At 64.8% G+C, this 17,324-nt stretch carries 17 protein-coding genes; 8 read left to right on the top strand and 9 right to left on the bottom strand.

Annotated elements, in window-relative coordinates:
- Window positions 1–14: 14 nt before the first annotated feature.
- The 5 genes from metG (at window position 15) to mazG (ending at window position 4,502) form a co-directional block, all read left to right on the top strand.
- Window positions 15–1,562 (top strand): methionine--tRNA ligase, encoded by a 1,548-nt coding sequence (gene metG / locus U1708_RS03970; protein ID WP_332742969.1) that lies wholly within the window; start codon window positions 15–17, stop codon window positions 1,560–1,562.
- Window positions 1,562–2,353, top strand: a complete 792-nt coding sequence (locus U1708_RS03965) for a TatD family hydrolase (protein WP_332742968.1) — start codon at window positions 1,562–1,564, stop codon at window positions 2,351–2,353. The genes metG and U1708_RS03965 overlap by 1 nt, the downstream gene beginning before the upstream one ends.
- Window positions 2,350–3,114, top strand: coding sequence for an MBL fold metallo-hydrolase (locus U1708_RS03960; RefSeq protein ID WP_332742966.1), 765 nt, complete (start codon window positions 2,350–2,352; stop codon window positions 3,112–3,114). Before U1708_RS03965 ends, U1708_RS03960 begins: the two co-directional genes overlap by 4 nt.
- A complete protein-coding gene (locus tag U1708_RS03955) occupies window positions 3,111–3,698 on the top strand; it encodes a retropepsin-like aspartic protease family protein (RefSeq protein WP_332742964.1) in 588 nt (195 codons plus the stop codon). The genes U1708_RS03960 and U1708_RS03955 overlap by 4 nt, the downstream gene beginning before the upstream one ends.
- 69 nt (window positions 3,699–3,767) lie before the next feature.
- Window positions 3,768–4,502, top strand: coding sequence for a nucleoside triphosphate pyrophosphohydrolase (gene mazG / locus U1708_RS03950; protein WP_332742962.1), 735 nt, complete (start codon window positions 3,768–3,770; stop codon window positions 4,500–4,502).
- Here the strand turns inward: mazG and hflX are convergent.
- From hflX to dusB, 7 genes are all read right to left on the bottom strand, one after another.
- Entirely contained in the window at window positions 4,483–5,775 is a 1,293-nt protein-coding gene (gene hflX, locus U1708_RS03945; RefSeq protein WP_332742960.1) for a GTPase HflX, read from the bottom strand. The genes mazG and hflX overlap by 20 nt on opposite strands.
- On the bottom strand, window positions 5,772–6,347 hold the full coding sequence (gene hfq / locus U1708_RS03940; RefSeq protein ID WP_443029962.1) for an RNA chaperone Hfq: 576 nt from the start codon (window positions 6,345–6,347) through the stop codon (window positions 5,772–5,774). Before hfq ends, hflX begins: the two co-directional genes overlap by 4 nt.
- A gap of 87 nt (window positions 6,348–6,434) precedes the next feature.
- Window positions 6,435–7,811, bottom strand: a complete 1,377-nt coding sequence (gene ntrX, locus U1708_RS03935) for a nitrogen assimilation response regulator NtrX (protein ID WP_332742956.1) — start codon at window positions 7,809–7,811, stop codon at window positions 6,435–6,437.
- 4 nt (window positions 7,812–7,815) lie between these two features.
- The gene (locus tag U1708_RS03930; protein WP_332742954.1) at window positions 7,816–10,056 is read right to left on the bottom strand and encodes a sensor histidine kinase; all 2,241 of its coding nucleotides are present in this window, start codon (window positions 10,054–10,056) and stop codon (window positions 7,816–7,818) included.
- Between the two features lie 65 nt (window positions 10,057–10,121).
- On the bottom strand, window positions 10,122–11,564 hold the full coding sequence (ntrC, locus tag U1708_RS03925; protein ID WP_332742952.1) for a nitrogen regulation protein NR(I): 1,443 nt from the start codon (window positions 11,562–11,564) through the stop codon (window positions 10,122–10,124).
- Complete coding sequence (locus U1708_RS03920) at window positions 11,561–12,631, bottom strand: two-component system sensor histidine kinase NtrB (protein WP_332742950.1); 1,071 nt, start codon at window positions 12,629–12,631, stop codon at window positions 11,561–11,563. Before U1708_RS03920 ends, ntrC begins: the two co-directional genes overlap by 4 nt.
- Window positions 12,612–13,610, bottom strand: a complete 999-nt coding sequence (gene dusB / locus U1708_RS03915) for a tRNA dihydrouridine synthase DusB (RefSeq protein ID WP_332742948.1) — start codon at window positions 13,608–13,610, stop codon at window positions 12,612–12,614. Before dusB ends, U1708_RS03920 begins: the two co-directional genes overlap by 20 nt.
- Window positions 13,611–13,701: 91 nt before the next feature.
- Here dusB and U1708_RS03910 point away from each other — a divergent pair, with 91 nt between their 5' ends.
- From U1708_RS03910 to U1708_RS03900, 3 genes are read left to right on the top strand one after another with little or no spacing between them, the layout of a single operon-like run.
- Window positions 13,702–14,853: a bifunctional 2-C-methyl-D-erythritol 4-phosphate cytidylyltransferase/2-C-methyl-D-erythritol 2,4-cyclodiphosphate synthase gene (locus tag U1708_RS03910; protein ID WP_332742946.1), complete on the top strand. Its 1,152-nt coding sequence runs from the start codon at window positions 13,702–13,704 to the stop codon at window positions 14,851–14,853.
- On the top strand, window positions 14,850–15,386 hold the full coding sequence (locus U1708_RS03905) for a hypothetical protein (RefSeq protein WP_235982811.1): 537 nt from the start codon (window positions 14,850–14,852) through the stop codon (window positions 15,384–15,386). Before U1708_RS03910 ends, U1708_RS03905 begins: the two co-directional genes overlap by 4 nt.
- The gene (locus tag U1708_RS03900; protein WP_332742943.1) at window positions 15,386–15,931 is read left to right on the top strand and encodes a CinA family protein; all 546 of its coding nucleotides are present in this window, start codon (window positions 15,386–15,388) and stop codon (window positions 15,929–15,931) included. Before U1708_RS03905 ends, U1708_RS03900 begins: the two co-directional genes overlap by 1 nt.
- On the opposite strand, the gene U1708_RS03895 is transcribed toward U1708_RS03900, so the two are convergent.
- On the bottom strand, window positions 15,847–16,350 hold the full coding sequence (locus tag U1708_RS03895; protein ID WP_332742941.1) for a type II toxin-antitoxin system RatA family toxin: 504 nt from the start codon (window positions 16,348–16,350) through the stop codon (window positions 15,847–15,849). The two genes, U1708_RS03900 and U1708_RS03895, sit on opposite strands and share 85 nt — an antisense overlap.
- Entirely contained in the window at window positions 16,350–17,276 is a 927-nt protein-coding gene (gene lipA / locus U1708_RS03890; protein WP_332742938.1) for a lipoyl synthase, read from the bottom strand. Before lipA ends, U1708_RS03895 begins: the two co-directional genes overlap by 1 nt.
- Window positions 17,277–17,324: the final 48 nt, after the last annotated feature.

The following is a 17,324-nucleotide window of genomic DNA, read 5'->3' as shown; positions in this document are numbered from 1 at the left end:
TCTAGGAGCGCGGCATGGCCGATCCTTTCTATATCACCACCGCGATCCACTATCCCAATGGCCGTCCGCATATCGGCCATGCGTACGAGATGATCGCCGCCGACTCGATCGCCCGCTTCCAGCGTCAGGCGGGACGCGACGTGCTGTTCCAGACCGGCACCGACGAGCATGGCCTCAAGATGGTCCAAGCCGCGCGCGACCGCGACATGCCCGTGCGTGACCTGTCCAACGAAATGTCGTCGTATTTCCACGAGATGGCGGATCGTCTTGGCATCTCGTATGACCGCTTCATCCGCACGGTGGACGAGGATCATTACGCCGCCAGCGCCGCGATCTGGCAGGCGATGGCGGATGCGGGCGACCTGTATCTCGACCGCTACGAGGGCTGGTATTCGGTCCGCGACGAGGCGTTCTACGACGAGTCCGAACTGACCGGGGAGGGCGACGATCGCCGCTCGCCACAAGGCACGCCAGTCGAGTGGACCGCCGAGGAGACCTGGTTCTTCCGCCTGTCCAGATATCAGCAACCGTTGCTCGATCTCTTCGCGGCCAATCCCGATTTCATCCGTCCCGAAAGCCGCCGCAACGAAGTGATGCGCTTCGTCGAGGGAGGACTCAAGGATCTGTCGGTCTCGCGCACCAGCTTCGACTGGGGCGTTCCGGTGCCGGGCAGCCCCGGACACGTCATGTATGTGTGGGTCGATGCGCTCACCAATTACCTGACGGGGATCGGCTACCCCGACATGACCGGCGACAAGGCGAAATACTGGCCCGCGGATATCCATCTGATCGGCAAGGACATCGTCCGCTTCCACGCAGTCTATTGGCCGGCATTCTTGATGTCAGCCGGCATCCCGCTGCCCAAGAGCGTGTTCGGCCACGGTTTCCTCCTGACGCGCGGCGAGAAGATGTCGAAGTCGGTCGGCAACGTTGTCGATCCGATGGCGCTGGCCGATGCGTTCGGCGTCGATGCGCTGCGTTATTTCTTCCTGCGCGAGGTGAGCTTCGGCCAGGACGGCAGCTACTCCCCCGAGGCGATCGTGACACGCGTCAACGCCGAGCTTGCGAACAGCTTCGGCAACCTCGCGCAGCGGACGTTATCGTTCATCGCCAAAAACTTGGGCGGCGAGTTTCCCACGGCCGGTACGGTTCAGGATGCCGACGGTGAGCTGATCGAGGAGGTCGTCGTGGCCTGCGCCGGGTTCAAGTCGGGCTTTACCGATCTCGCGCTGTCGCAAGGGATCGAGGCGTGGATGCGCGGCGTGTTCGCCTGCAACCAGTATATCGATGCGCAGGCGCCCTGGGCTCTCCGCAAGACCGATCCCGAGCGGATGAACGCGGTGTTGCGCACGCTGGTCCGCGCGATCCGCATGCTCGCGATCGCGATCCTGCCGGTCGTGCCGGAGTCCGCGGGCAAAGTGCTCGACCAGATCGGCGCGACGGAACGCGATCACGCGGCGATCGACGATGACGGCTGGTACGATCGGATCGCTGCCTCCGACTTCCGGATCGCACCGCCTTCGCCCGTCTTCCCGCGTCTCGAACTGCCCGCGGAGGCCTGATGCTCGCCGACAGCCACTGCCACCTGAACTACAAGGGCCTCGTCGAGGACCAGCAGGCGGTGCTCGACCGCGCCCGTGCGCGTGGCGTCACGGCGATGCTCAACATCTCGACACGGGAGAGCGAGTGGGATGATATCGTCGCCACCGCCGAGCGCGAGCCGGACGTCTGGGCGACGATCGGCATCCATCCCAACGAGGCGGATACCTATCCCAACGTCGATGCGGCCAAGCTGATCGAGCGGGCACGGCATCCTCGGGTCGTCGGCCTCGGCGAAAGCGGCCTCGACTATTTCCGCGACACCTCCGATCGCGCCCGTCAGCAGGCGAGTTTCCGCGCGCACATCGCCGCGTCACGCGAGACTGGCTTGCCGATCGTCGTCCACACCCGTGATGCCGAGGACGATACCGCCGCGATCATGGCCGAAGAAATGGGGAAGGGGGCCTATCCCGGCGTCATCCATTGCTTCACGGCAAGCGGAGCTTTCGCCGACAAGGCGTTGGACTTGGGCCTTTATATCTCGATCTCCGGGATCGTCACGTTCAAGAACGCGCGTGATCTCCAGGAGACTGCCGCGCGCCTGCCGATCGAGCGGTTGCTGATCGAGACCGACGCGCCGTTCCTCGCCCCGGTGCCGCACCGGGGCAAGACCGGTGAACCCGGCTTCGTCGCCGACACCGCGCAGTTCCTCGCCGATCTGCGCGGGGAAAATGTCGAGGAATTGTCGCGACGTACCGCGGAGAATTTCCACGCGCTGTTCGCCAAGACGCGGGTGTCCGGGGCGGTCGCATGAAGATCACGATCCTCGGCTCCGGCACATCCTCCGGCGTGCCGCGGATCGGCAACGACTGGGGCGACTGCGACCCCACCGAGCCGCGCAACCGGCGCACGCGTGCGTCCGCTCTGGTCGAGCATGACGGCACCCGGATCCTGATCGACACCAGCCCCGACATGCGCGAGCAGTTGCTGGCGGCTGAGATCGACCGGGTCGACGCGATACTCTGGACGCACGACCATGCCGATCACTGCCACGGCATCGACGACGTGCGGCAACTCTTCCATGCGACCGGTACGCCGGTCCGTGGCTATGCGCGGCCGTTCACGCTCGCGGCGCTGGACGCGCGGTTCACCTATGCCTTTCACGGTCGCCCCGGCTATCCGCCGACGATAGCGGGCGAGATATTGCCGGACCGACTGACGATCGGTGGCATCGACATCCGCGTCACCGACCAGCCGCACGGCAGCATCCACGCCGCTGGCCTGCGGTTCGACGCGGGCGGTGTGTCGATCGGATATGCAACCGATTTCAACGTGATGACCGATGACATGGCCAGCCTGTATCAGGATCTGGACATCTGGGTCGTCGACGCTCTCCGCCGCCGACCACATCCGACACACATGGAATTGCCGGCCGTTCTGAACTGGGTGGAACGCCTGACGCCAAAGCGCACCGCGTTGATTCACATGGACAATACCATGGATTACGCGACGCTGCGGCATGAACTCCCGGCTGGCGTCGAGCCGGGCTATGACGGGCTAGTCCTCATCGCATGACCGGCGACCGCGCAGCCCAGTTCGCGCTGTACGCTGTCATGCTGGTCCTGCCGCTGTCCGCGCTGGTAGCGCGCCGGTTGCCGCTGAAACCCGTGCTGAAAATGGCCCTGGCCTGGGTCGCGATCTTTGTCGTGGCTTTGCTGATCGCGAGCCAGCGGGACCGGCTGTCGGGACTGAAGACCCTGTTCGCAGACCAGCAGGTCAGCGGTACCGAAACGCGGATACGCATGGCCGAGGACGGGCATTTCTGGGCCGATGTCGATATCGACGGCATACGCCGGCGCATGCTGATCGACAGCGGTGCGACGACGACCGCGCTGTCGACGGCCACTGCGAAGGCTGCGGGACTCGATAGCGACGAAAGCCCGTTCCCGGTGATCATCTCGACCGCAAACGGCGACGTGTCGGCGCGGACCGCAACGGCCAAGCGCATCACGATCGGCACGATCACCGCGACCGATCTTGGGATCGTCACGGCGCCGTCGTTCGGGGACACCGACGTCATCGGCATGAACTTTCTATCGAAGCTGGGATCGTGGCAGGTCGAGAACGCCACGCTCATCCTGACCCCGATCCAAGAATAGATTTTACATAATGTATATTATCGATCTTTTGATAGGCAGCGGACTGATGCCAATTTACAGGTGCCCCCTATGATCGAACGCCTCACTTCCATCATGGCGCGGCTGCGTGATCCGGTCGACGGATGCGAATGGGATCGGGTGCAGACCTGGTCGACGATCGCGCCGTACACGATCGAAGAAGCGTATGAAGTTGCCGACGCGATCGCCCGCGACGACCCCGCCGATCTCAAGGACGAACTTGGCGACCTGTTGCTCCAGGTCGTGTTCCACAGCCGTATCGCCGAGGAATCGGGTGCGTTCACGCTGGCCGACGTCGTCGCCGCGATCAGCGACAAGATGGAGCGCCGCCACCCGCACATCTTCGGCGATGCGGTGACGTCGCCCGGATGGGAAACGATCAAGGCCGGCGAACGTGCGGAGAAGTCCGATCCCAGCGCGTTGGCCGGCGTCGCGATCGGCCTGCCCGCCTTGTCGCGTGCCGAGAAATTGCAGAAGCGTGCAGCGCGCGTGGGGTTCGACTGGCCCGATGCAGCGGGGCCGCTTGCGAAGGTTTTCGAGGAAATCGAAGAGGTTCGCGAAGCCGGCTCGGATACCGTGGCAGAAGAGATCGGCGACCTGCTCTTCGCGGTGACGAACTGGGTCCGCCATCTCGGTGTCGATCCCGAAGCCGCGTTACGCGCGGGCAATGCCAAATTCGAGGCGCGCTTTCGGGCGATCGAGGTTGATGGCGGCGACGCATTCGCCGCCATCAACCTCGATCAGAAGGAAGCCCTGTGGCAGGCGGTCAAGCGTCGCGGCGGATGAACCGGTCGTAGTCGCTTTCTGACAGTCGCACGTCGTAGGTCGTCTCGAGTTCGTCGTCCAAGCTGCCGAGCACCTCGCCGTGCGCATGCAGCCACGCCGCACCCGCACCGTCGGTTGCATCGAGCGTGATGCTGTACCGGCGATGCGCGCCGGTCAGCTTGGCGGCGACCTGGTGGATCAGTTCGTCCACCCCTTCCCCGCTCAGCGCCGAAATCGCGACGACATCGTCGCGGTGCGCAGCCTGCGCGGCGATCTCGTCATGCGTATCGGCATCGAGCAGATCGAGCTTGTTCCAGACCTCGAAACGCGGCGTGTTCTCATCCACGCCGATCTCGGCCAGCACGGTTTCGACGTCCGTCCGCTGCGCCTCGGTATCTGGATGCGCGATATCACGGATGTGGACGAGCAGATCGGCGGACACGACCTCCTCCAGCGTCGCCTTGAACGCGGCGACCAGCTGGGTCGGCAGATCCGAGACGAACCCCACCGTGTCGGACAGGATAGCCTTGTCGATGCCGGGTAACTGGATCTGCCGCAGCGTCGGATCCAGCGTCGCGAACAGCAGGTCCTCTGCCATCACGTCGGCGCCCGTAAGCCGGTTGAAAAGCGTCGACTTGCCCGCATTGGTATAGCCGACCAGCGCGATCACCGGCCACGGCGCACGCTGGCGCCGCTCGCGGTGAAGCCCCCGCGTACGGCTGACCTGCTCGAGCTCGCGCTTGAGCCGAGCCATACGGTCGCGGATCAGGCGGCGATCCGCTTCGATCTGGGTCTCACCCGGACCGCCGAGGAAGCCGAAGCCACCGCGCTGGCGTTCGAGATGGGTCCAGCTGCGGACCAGCCTGCCCGCCTGATAATCGAGATGCGCCAGTTCGACCTGCAAGCGCCCCTCGGCGGTCGCCGCACGCTCGCCGAAGATCTCGAGGATCAGGCCGGTGCGATCGATGACCTTGGTTTCTAGCGCCTTTTCGAGATTGCGCTGCTGGATCGGGCTGAGGCTCGCGTCGAACACGACGAGCCCCGCCCCCTCCATCCGAACCTGCGCCGCAAGCATCTCCACCTGGCCGCTGCCGATGAGCGTGGCCGGCTTGGGCTGGCGGACGCGGTAGGCGATCCGTTCGACAACCTCGACGCCGATTGCGGCCGCAAGGCCCGCGGTCTCCTCAAGGCGTGCATCGACGTCGCGCGAAGCGTCGCCCTGATCGGGAAGGACGACGATCGCACGCGCACCGCGCGCGAACTCGTCCCGGTCGCGTTCGAAACCGCTACTCAATCGCCGTTGTCCGCATCATCTGCGTCATCCACATCATCCGTATCGGTGGGTTCCTCGGCGAGGTTCAGCGGGCGCGCCGGCTGGATCGTCGAGACCGCGTGCTTGTAGACGAGCTGTGCCATGCCCTCGCGCTGAAGCAGCATGCAGAACAGGTCGAAGCCGGCGATCTGGCCCTGCAGCATGACGCCGTTGATCAGGAACATCGTCACGCTGTCTTCGGACTTGCGCACTGCGTTCAGGAAAATGTCCTGCAACAACGGGTGCTTCTTCTGGTTCTCTCCGACCGCGTCGACGATCGCCGACACGTCCATCGGGCCGGCGGGCATGATCGTCGAGATCGCGTGCTTGTAGATCAGCTGCGACTGGCCATCACGGCGGAGCAGTACGGAAAAATTATCGAACCATGTGACGATGCCCTGGAGCTTCACGCCCTTGACAAGGAACATCGTGACCGGCGTCTTGGAGCGCCGGAGTGCGTTCAGGAAGAGGTCCTGAAGCGAGCCTGGTTTATCGGCCAATGGGATAACCCTTTGTTTTTGGCGGGACTTTGCCCGCAAGGCGCTGTTTCCCAGCGTCGGAGATGCACCCGATTACCAGGTACGGTACTGATCTATGATCGACACCCCCGTAGTTCCAGAGGGCGGCGAAATTGCGGCGCCTTATTCGTCGCGTGTTTCGGTGATGCCGAGCAGCTTGAGTTTGCGGTGGAGTGCCGATCGCTCCATGCCGATGAAGCTGGCGGTGCGGGAGATATTGCCCGAGAAGCGCCGGATCTGGACGCGGAGATATTCGCGCTCGAATGTCTCGCGCGCCTCCCGCAGCGGCGATCCCATGATCGCGGTGCCGCCCGCCGCCCCCATGTCGCCCTGATCGCCGAGCACTTCGGCGGGCAACAGGTCGATGTCGATCCGGCCGATGCGATCGCCAGGCGCAAGGATGATCGTCCGCTCGACGACGTTGCGCAACTGGCGGACGTTGCCGGGCCAGTCATAGGATTGCAACGCGACCATCGCATCGGGTGCGATCTCGGGCGTCGGCACGCGGCGTTCGGACGCGTAATGCGCGATGAAATGCTGGACCAGCGCGGGGATGTCCTCGCGGCGATCAGACAGCGGCGGGATCGTCACGGGGACGACGTTGAGGCGGTAATACAGGTCTTCGCGAAAGCGCCCCTCGGCAATCTCAAACACGAGGTCGCGCGCCGTCGCCGAGACGACGCGGACGTCGACCTTCACGACGCGCGTACCGCCGACGCGCGTAAAACTCTGATCGGTCAGCGCACGCAAGATCCGCGCTTGCGTCGTGATCGGCATGTCGGCGATCTCGTCGAGGAACAACGTGCCGCCATGTGCCTGCTCGAACAGGCCGGGACGGACGAGATCGCCCGCCTCCTCGACCCCAAACAGTTCCTCGTCGACCCGCTCGGGCGTCATCCGCGCCGCGCTCACGATGATGAACGGCGCGTCCGTGCGAAGGCTCCAGCCATGAAGCAGCCGGGCAGCGACCTCTTTGCCGACACCCGCCCCGCCCATAATCAACACACGGCTGCCGGTCGCGGCAACGCGCTTGAGGGTCGCGCGCACGCCGTTGATCGAGCCGGAACTACCCGTCAGATCGGTCTCGCGGCCGACCGTAGCGCGCAACGACGCGACCTCTCGGCGGAGGCGTTCGGTTTCGGTCGCGCGCGCGACCATGAGCAACAGTCGCTCGGCCTCGAACGGCTTTTCGATGAAGTCGGACGCGCCCCGCCGGATCGCGGCCACTGCGGTATCCAGATTGCCATGCCCCGAGATCACCAGCACCGGGATCGACGGATCGCGACGCTTGATCTCGTCGAGCAACTCTAGCCCGTCGAGCCGCGACCCCTGGAGCCAGACGTCGAGCAGCACTAGCGACGGGCGCCGTGCAGCGATTGCCTCAAGCGCAGTATCGCTGTCGCCGGCGTCGCGAGTATCATAGCCCTCGTCCTCCAGGACGCCGGCTACCAGTTCGCGAATGTCACGTTCGTCGTCTACTACGAGAATATCGAGCGCCATCAAATCATGTCCGGTTGCGAGTCATCATGGGGAGTTGGCCCTCCCCTGCCAACTCGGGTGGCGATGCCCTCTGGTCGAGCGCGGCCAGCGCCTTGGCGTCGAAGATCATGGTGACAACAGTGCCACCGCCCGGTCGATCGGAAAACCCAATCGTTCCACAATGCTCCTCAATGATCTTCTTGACGATGGCAAGCCCGAGACCGGTGCCGCGCGCGCGCGTCGTCACATAGGGCTCGACGATACGATCACGATCAACGGGCAGGCCGATACCCGTATCGGCCACCTGGATGCTGACGCTACGCCCTTGATCCCGGGATAAGATCATGGTCACCGATCCACCGGGTTCGGACCGCGTTTCAATAGCTTCGACGGCGTTCTTAACGATGTTCGTGAGCGCCTGCCCAATCTGCCGTCGGTCGCATACAAGCGTAAGCCCAGGATCGTCGTTGACCAGCTGAAAGCTGATGGCCGGATGCGCCACTTCGTGCAAAAACAACGCCTGACGAGCCGCATCAACTAGCGATTCCTCGCGGAATACCGGCTTGGGCATTCGCGCAAACGACGAGAACTCATCGACCATGCGCCGAAGATCGCCAACCTGCCGAATGATCGTGTCGGTAAGCCGCGAGAACGTGCCGTCCTGCGCCTCGATCTTGCCGCCATAGCGGCGTTGCAACCGCTCCGCCGCAAGCTGGATGGGCGTCAACGGGTTTTTGATCTCATGCGCGATCCGGCGTGCGACGTCGGACCATGCCGCGCGGCGTTGATCGAGCAGTTGTTGGGTAATGTCATCGAACGTCAGGATCGGTCCCGTTGCTGGACGCGCGATGCGGACCGCCAGGGTCCGCGCGTCGCCCCCCTGCCCGACTTCGACGATCGCTTCACGGCCGCCGTCGTCGATTATCGCATCAAGTTCAGGCGCAACATCGGCGAGCCGGCGTCCGACCAGTCCGCCGGCGTCAGTCCCCAGTAACGCCGTCGCCGAGTCGTTCGCAATCGTGATCGTCCGCTCGCGCCCCGTCGCGATAACGCCTGCAGAAACCCCCGCCATCACCGCTTCGATCAGCGCACGCCGGTTTTCCAGCTGGCTGTTCGCGGTAACGAGTTCGGTATTTTGTTCCTGCAGCCGCCCGGTCATCTGGTTAAACGCGTTCGCGAGCGTGCCGACCTCGTCGCGGCTCCGCGGATCGGGGACACGTGCGGTCAGGTCGCCGGCCGCGACGCGCCGTGCCGCATCGACCAATTCACCGACCGGGCGCACCAAACGGTCGGCAACCGCCAGTGCGATCCAGACCGCAATGCCGACGATCAACAGCGAGATCGCAAGCAGGGCCGCATTGAAGCGCAACTGAAGGCTTCGCGCGCGCGCCAGCAACGAACGGTAGCTGGTCAGCACCTCGCTAGCGCGCGCCGTCTGCTCCGACATCTGCTTCGTGTCTTCAACGCGGCCCGCGTACAGGAACAGCTCGTCGGAGCCGGGCAGCAGCGTGATCGTCTGAATCCGGTCGCCCGTTACGGTAACGACGGCGGACTGCCCCGCGCGGAGCCTGGCGATCGTCTGCGGCGTGACCTGTCGCGCGAAATCGATCTTGTAGGGATCGACGACGGCTAGGGTCTGGATCTCGTTCTCCGACGAGACCTTGAACAAGGCCGCTTCCGACAGGCTGCGGAAATAGACCTGTTGCAGGAACCAACCGGGAAAGTCCGGGCTTTGCAGCGCACGTTCGCGAAGATAGCCCGACATGTCGCCGGCCATCGTCACCGTCGCCTCCTGCCAGCGGTTGAGCTGACGCGCGTAGGACGATTGGGCGAGCGACGTCGCGTTTTCGAGCATCCCGCGCGCCTGGTCCGAATACCAGAACTGGACGCCGTACTGGAACAACAGCGACGCAAAGATCGTGACGAGCAGCATCGGTACCGCCGCGACGATCGAGAACAGCGCCACCAACCGGACATGCAACCGGCCACCGCCGCCGACCGGCGACCGCGCCGCGCGCCGCATCGCGATCCGTCGCCCGAGCAGCATCAGCAAGGCGATACCCGGCACCAGATTGGCTACGAGCAGGAAAGCAACCAGCAGAGGCGGGATCAGACGCTGCGGAGCGTCGCTGCCGACGATGACGAAATAGCTCGCCAAGGCCGTAGCGATGGCCACGGCCAGCACCAGCATCTCAACGGCGGGCGTTACGGCGAACCCCGAACCAGGCTCGTCATCATCCACAGATAGCGTCGTGGAAGCGATCATCGTTGCCGTGATACAACGTCAACCGTTGCCGGGAAACCACATAATGACGGATTAGCGCCGACGTTTCAGCGGCGACTTGCGTCGTCGACCCGGACGGCCTCAGCCATGTCGATCCCGAGCGTATCGAGTCGCTTGCGCAACGTATTCCGGTTGATCCCCATCGCCCGCGCCGCCCGAAGCTGATTCTGACCGTGCCGCGCGAGCATGACTTCGATCAGCGGTCGCTCGACGTCGCCGATCACGCGGTCGTACAGCGTGCCGTCGTCAAGCGCCTTCGGATCCTCGCGTGCGATCCGCTCGATCAGCGCGCGAACCGCATGACCGATGTCCACGTCGATGGACTGCGCGCTCGCGCCGCTGGTACCGATCATCGCGCGGATAACGTCGGCGCCGATCACCTCGTCACGCGCCAATACCGCAAGCCGGCGCATGAGGTTCTCGAGTTCCCGAACATTGCCGGGCCAGTCGTGCGCGCCGAGCTCAGTCAGTGCATCGCCGGCAAGCTGTCGCCGAGGCAGCCCCTGCACCGCCGCCTGATCGAGAAAATGACGCGCGAGCAAGGCAATGTCCTGGCGACGTTCGCGCAAGGCGGGAAGTTCGATCGGGACGACGTTCAGACGGTAGAACAGATCCTCGCGAAACTGCCCGCTCGCGACCTGCGCCGAGAGATCGCGATTGGTGGCGGCGACGATGCGGACGTCGACGCGGATCGTGCGGGCGCCACCGACACTGGTGAATTCACCGGACTGGAGGACGCGAAGCAGCCGGGTCTGGGCCTCCATCGGCATGTCGCCGATCTCGTCCAGGAATAGCGTGCCACGCGATGCCTGTTCGAACCGGCCGGCGTTGCGGGTGGCGGCGCCGGTGAACGCGCCACGCTCGTGCCCGAACAGCTCGGCTTCGATCAGTTCGCGCGGAATAGCCGCCATGTTGATCGCGACGAACGGCGCCGCGCTGCGTGGGCCCAGGTCATGGATCGCACGTGCGACGAGTTCCTTGCCGGTCCCCGATTCGCCCGAGATCAGCACAGTCAGGTCGTTCGAAACGACCCGCGCGATGACGCGGTACACGTCCTGCATCGCCGAGGACCGTCCGATGAGCGGCAGCGCCCGGTCCTCGTCGCGGAGATCGTCGTCGGACACCATGCCGCCGCGCGCAAGCGCTCCCGTAACCGCGCGAGCGAGAACGTCCAGATCGAACGGCTTGGGAAGATACTCGTAGGCACCGACCTCCGCGGCGCGAACCGCGGTGGTCAGCGTGTTCTGCGCGGACAGGACGATGATCGGCAGCAGGGGGAAACGCGCCGCGATGCTGCGGACATGATCGATGCCGTCGCCGTCGGGAAGAATGACGTCGGTGACGATCACGTCGGGCAACGACACCGCGAGTGCGCGTTCGAGCTGTGCCAGGCTGTCCGCGACGGAGACGTCATGGCCCGCGCGCCGCAAGGCCTGTGCGACGACGGTCCGGATCGCCGCATCGTCGTCGACGACCAATATCGTGCTCAAGACGCCGCCCTTGGCAGCAACAGGCGGAGAACGGTCATTTCCGGGATCCCTTCTCGGGCGTATTGGACGATGCCGCCCATGTCTCTCGTCAGCTTGTCGACGAGCGCGAGGCCAAGCCCCTGCCCTTCGCGCCGACCGGATACGAACGGATCGAACAGGTGGTCGGCGATGTCGGCCGGTGCGCCAGGACCGTTGTCGAAAATGCAGATTTCGATCGGAAGCGGCAGGCGCGGCTTGCCGGGAGCCGAGCTGACCGTGATACCATGACGGTAAGCCGTCGTCATTATGATCCGCGGTTTACGTTCGTTTCTAACGGCTTCTCGGGCGTTCTTGAGCAGGTTTATGACGATCTGCAGCAGCGCGTCGCGGTTGATCTGTGCAGGCGGAAGCGATGGATCGAAGCGTTCCTCGATCGTGATGCCCCGTGCGAACCCGGCAAGTGCAAGGCGACGGGCGTGACCGAGCAGCGGGTAGATGTTCTCGCTGGCGAGCGGCAAGGGCCGCGTGTCGCTGAAATCCTGCATGCGGTCGATCAGTGCGGCGATGCGATCGACTTCGGTAACGATCAGGGTCGTGAGTTCGCCCGTACCCAGCAGTTGCGCCGCGCCGCGAATACCAGACAGCGGATTCTTGATTTCGTGCGCGAGCATCGCCGCGGCACCCACCGCCGCCCTTGCTCCGGCGGCGCGATCCGCGGAGTGCCCGAGCCGCCGAGAGGTCGCAGATGCGTGCAGGGTGATCGCGCGCCAGCCAGGATAATCGGCGATCTGCGTCTCCGCGAAATCGACGCGGATCTTGACGCCACGCACCGTCGAGATCTCCGTGTCGTAGACCGCCAGCCCGTGCCCGTCTCGATTTCGCGGATCATCCGGCGGCGGGATGACCGCATCGACCGGTTGGCCGACCATCAACCGTTCCGACAGGTTCAACAGTTGCTCGGCAAGCGCATTGGCGTGTGCGACCCTATAATCGGGATCGACGACCACCACCGCCACCGGCAGTGCGGCGAAGAGTTCCGCGAACCCCGGCCGATTGCGTGATGGCGTGTCAGGCCGCTGCAAGGTCACGCCATGGGGCGTAGAACTCGGCCAGCATCGCCTTGACCTGCTTGGGATCCGGGATCTGGTTCACCTTGTTGCGGAACTCGGCCGATCCGGGCAGCCCCTTGGTGTACCAGCCGATGTGCTTGCGCGCCATATTGACCCCGGTCTCGATCCCGTAATGTTCGAGCATCGCCTCGTAATGGCCTGCAATCGCGTCATATTGCTCGGTTATCGACGGGTCTTCGATGCGTCGGCCGGTGGCGAACCACTCCATCACCTGACCCAGCACCCAAGGGCGACCATAGGCACCGCGACCGACCATCAGGCCATCCGCGCCCGACTGGTCCATCGCCGCTTCGGCGTCCTCGATGGTACAGATATCGCCGTTGACGATCACCGGCACGCTCACTGCATCCTTGACCTTGCGGACGAAGCCCCAGTCGGCGTTGCCCTTGTACATCTGGTTGCGCGTGCGGCCGTGGACGGTGATCAGCTTGATGCCGAGATCCTCGGCGATCCGCGCGAGGTCGGGCGCGTTGAGGCTGTCATGGCACCAGCCCATTCGCATTTTCAGCGTCACCGGTACGTCGACCGCCTTCACGGTGGCCTCGATGATTGCGCTGGCGAGCTTGGTGTCGCGCATCAGCGCCGAGCCCGCGTCGCCGTTGACGACCTTCCGCACCGGACAGCCCATGTTGATGTCGATGATCGCCGCGCCGCGATCCTGGCTGAGCTTGGCGGCCTCGCCCATCTCGTATGGCGTGCAGCCGATCAACTGCATCGAGACCGGTTCCTCCAGCCGGTCCCACGCCGCCTTCTGCAGCGACTGGCGCGTTTCGCGGATCGCCGCCTGGCTCGCGACCATCTCGGTCACGTTGAGGCCCGAGCCATAGCGTCGCACGAGCGTGCGGAACGGCATGTCGGTGACGCCGGTCATCGGCGCGAGCACGACGGGGCTTTCGATCCGGACGGGACCGATCTGGATGGGAGATAGATTACGCATGAATGTGCCTGAAAAAGAGGCATCGCCCTACCCTGTCCCGCGCTCGGTCGCAAGACTGGCGAGGGTCCGGACGAACCGCTAGGTCGCGACGATGACACAGGCACATCGTATCGTTGCGATCATCGTCGCCGCCGGAACCGGCGTGCGCGCCGGGGGATCGGTTCCCAAGCAGTATGCGCGGATCGCCGGGCGTCCGATGGTCACCTATTCCTACGACGCGTTTTCCGCGCATCCCGCCATTGCCGAGACGATCGTCATCATCGGTGAAGGGCAGCAGGCTCTTGCCGCCCAGTCGCTTGGAAGCAACGTCAGAACCATCATCGGCGGAACCACACGGCGCGAGTCGGTCGCGAACGGACTCGCGGCGATCGACGACGCGACGCACGTGCTGATCCACGACGCGGCCCGCCCTTTCCTTTCCGCCGAGGTCATCGATTCGCTCGTCTTAGCCTTGAGGGCCCGGGACGCGGCCATTCCGGTCCTCCCGGTGACCGATACGCTTGCGCGCGGCACCGTGCTGCTTGGGGACATCGTGCCCCGCGCGGACCTCAACCGCGTGCAGACTCCGCAGGCGTTTTCCGTGGACGCTTTACGCGCCGCGCACGCCGTTTGGCCCGAAGACGAGGAAGCCACCGACGACGCGCAGATGGTGCGGCGGCTTGGCGTCGGCGTCGCGTTGGTGCAGGGCTCGGCGATGCTCGAGAAAGTCACCCACCCCGAAGATTTCGCCGCCGCCGAGGCGCGTGTCGCGTATGAAACCCGCACCGCGATGGGCTTCGACGTCCACCGTCTCGAAACCGGCGAGGAACTCTGGCTCGGCGGCGTCCTGATCCCGCACGACAAGGGCCTTTCGGGGCACAGCGATGCCGACGTCGTGCTCCACGCGCTGACCGACGCGCTGCTCGGCACGATCGCAGCCGGCGATATCGGCACGCATTTCCCGCCGAGCGACCCGCAGTGGAAGGGCGCCGACTCCGCGCAGTTCCTCCAGCACGCCGCCAAGCTGATCGCTGACAAGCGCGGCCGGATCGATTTCGTCGACCTGACGATCATGTGCGAGGCACCGAAGATCGGTCCGCACCGCGCGGCGATGACCGCCCGGATTGCCGATCTGCTCGGGCTCACGCTCGACCGGGTCAGCGTCAAGGCGACCACGACCGAACGACTCGGCTTCACCGGCCGCGGCGAAGGCATAGCCGCACAGGCCGTTGCGACCGTTCGCGTGCCCGGAGCACCGGCATGAAGGCCCGCATGAGGATCGGCGCCGCACTAGCCGCCGTCGCGCTTCTCGCCAGCCCGGCGGTTGCACAACCCCGCTGCATCACCGGACCCGAGGCCGAATCGCTGACGCTCGTCGCGATGCCTGATATCCTCCGCGAAACCGGTCGCGTCTGCGCGGCGCAACTCCCGGCCGCCAGCCTGATCCGGCGACAGTCGAGCGCGTTGATAGATCGCTATCAGATCGAGTCCGACCGCGCCTGGCCGTCCGCTCGCGCGGCGATCGTCAAGCTGAGCGATCCGGCGGTTGACGCGATGCTCGATTCGGAGTTCGCGCGGCCGTTGCTGACGACGTTGCTGGTGCCGCAGATCGTCGGGCGGATCGCGACGCGCGATTGCGGGACGATCGATCGGATGCTGACGCTGCTGCAACCCCTGCCGCCCCGCAACACCGCGGCCATCGTCGTGGAGACGTTGCGGTACCTGAAATCGCAGAAGCCGCGCGGCGGTGATATTGCCGCGGTGGCGATGCTGCTGTGCCCGGTGGAGACTCGCTGATGGATACCATCCTTCCCGCCGAACTGGTCGACGCCGCGCGTAAAGTGGTCGACCAGAACCGCGCGATCGGCCGCCGGGTCGCGGTCGCCGAGAGCTGTACCGGTGGTCTCGTCGCTGCCGCGCTGACGGAAATTCCCGGATCGTCCGACGTGTTCGAGGTCGGCTTCGTCACCTATTCGAACGAGGCCAAGCTCGGCGTGCTGAAGATCAGCTCGGACGTGCTCGAAACGTTCGGCGCGGTCTCGATCGCGGTCGCGTGGAGCATGGCACAGGCCGCGTTGAAGCAATCGGGCGCGGATATCGCCGTCGCGATCACCGGCGTGGCGGGCCCCGGCGGCGGATCGCTCAAGAAGCCGGTCGGGACGGTCGTGTTCGGTCGTGCGGAAAAGGGTCGCGATCCGTCCGACGTCCATGCCGATCGCAAGGATTTCGGCGATCTCGGTCGTGGCGGGATCCGGCTTCAGGCCGCGTTGTGCGCGCTCGAGCTCTTGTTGCCGGACGCGCCAGCCGCGGGAGACTCGACCGCGGAAGATTCGGCGCCGTAAAGCTCGGCGGCCCGAGTCTCGAACGCGCCGATCATCTTGCGCAGGGCAGCGCCGAAGACCTGGCCGGCGATCATCTCGAACATCCGGTTCTTGAACGCGAAGTCGACAGTGAAATCGACCGCACAGCCTTGCGGCTCAGGCCGGAAATGCCATTCATTGCGCAGATACTTCAGCGGTCCATCGACATAATCGACGTTCAATTCGCTCGGGCGGACCTTCTGCACGCGCGAAGTGAACGTCTCGCGCAGGCCCTTGAACCCAACGATCATGTCGGCGAGCGTCTCGGTCTCGCTGTTCGAGCGTACCCTCATCGCGCTGACCCAGGGCAGGAACTCGGCATAGCGACCGACATCGGCCACCAGGTCGAACATCTGCTCAGGGGTGTAGGGCAAATGACGCGTTTCGGAATGCTTCGGCATCAGATGCGCGCGACGCCCAGCTTGGCGTCACGATTTGCGCGCAACCGCTCGAAATCGTCGCCAGCATGATAGCTCGACCGGGTTAGTGGCGACGATGCGACCAGCAGGAACCCCTTCGCGCGGGCGATCGAGGCATAGGCGTCGAACGCCTTGGGCGACACGAACTCGGCGACCTTCGCGTGGCGCGGGGTGGGCTGCAAATATTGGCCCATCGTCAGGAAATCGATATCGGCACAGCGCATGTCATCCATCACCTGATGGATCTCCAGACGCTCTTCGCCGAGCCCGAGCATCACGCCGGACTTTGTGAAGATCGACGGATCGTGCTTCTTGACGCTCTCCAGCAGGCGGAGCGATGCGTAGTAGCGCGCGCCCGGGCGGATCGTTGGATAGAGCCGCGGCACCGTCTCGAGATTATGGTTGTAAACGTCGGGACGCGCCTCGACGATCGACTCGATCGCGGCCTGCGCCTTGTTGCGGAAGTCGGGAGTCAGGATCTCGATCGTCGTCGTCGGGGTCGACGCGCGGATCGCCTGGATCACTTTCACGAACTGCGACGCGCCGCCATCGGGCAGGTCGTCACGATCGACCGAGGTGATGACGATGTGGTTCAGACCCATCTGTGCGGCGGCGTCGGCGACGTTCTGCGGCTCCATCCGGTCGACTGCGCGGGGCATGCCGGTCTTAACGTTGCAGAAGGCGCAGGCCCGCGTGCAGGTGTCGCCTAGGATCATGACCGTCGCGTGCTTCTTCGACCAGCATTCGCCGATGTTCGGGCACGCCGCCTCTTCGCAGACGGTGGTCAGGCTTTTCGACCGCATGAGTTCGCGAGTCTTCGCAAAACCAGCGGAGGTCGGCGCCTTGACGCGGATCCAGTCGGGCTTGCGCGCACGGACGGGCGCAACCATCGGGGTCATGTCGTTCATGCCGTGCCAGATAGCCCCGCCCTTGCGTCGAGACAATGGTAGTGGATC

Source organism: Sphingomonas arabinosi, assembly GCF_036663715.1.
Lineage (GTDB): Bacteria > Pseudomonadota > Alphaproteobacteria > Sphingomonadales > Sphingomonadaceae > Sphingomonas.
Note: the sequence above shows the minus strand (reverse complement) of the source record. Positions and strands in the feature narration are given on the sequence as shown.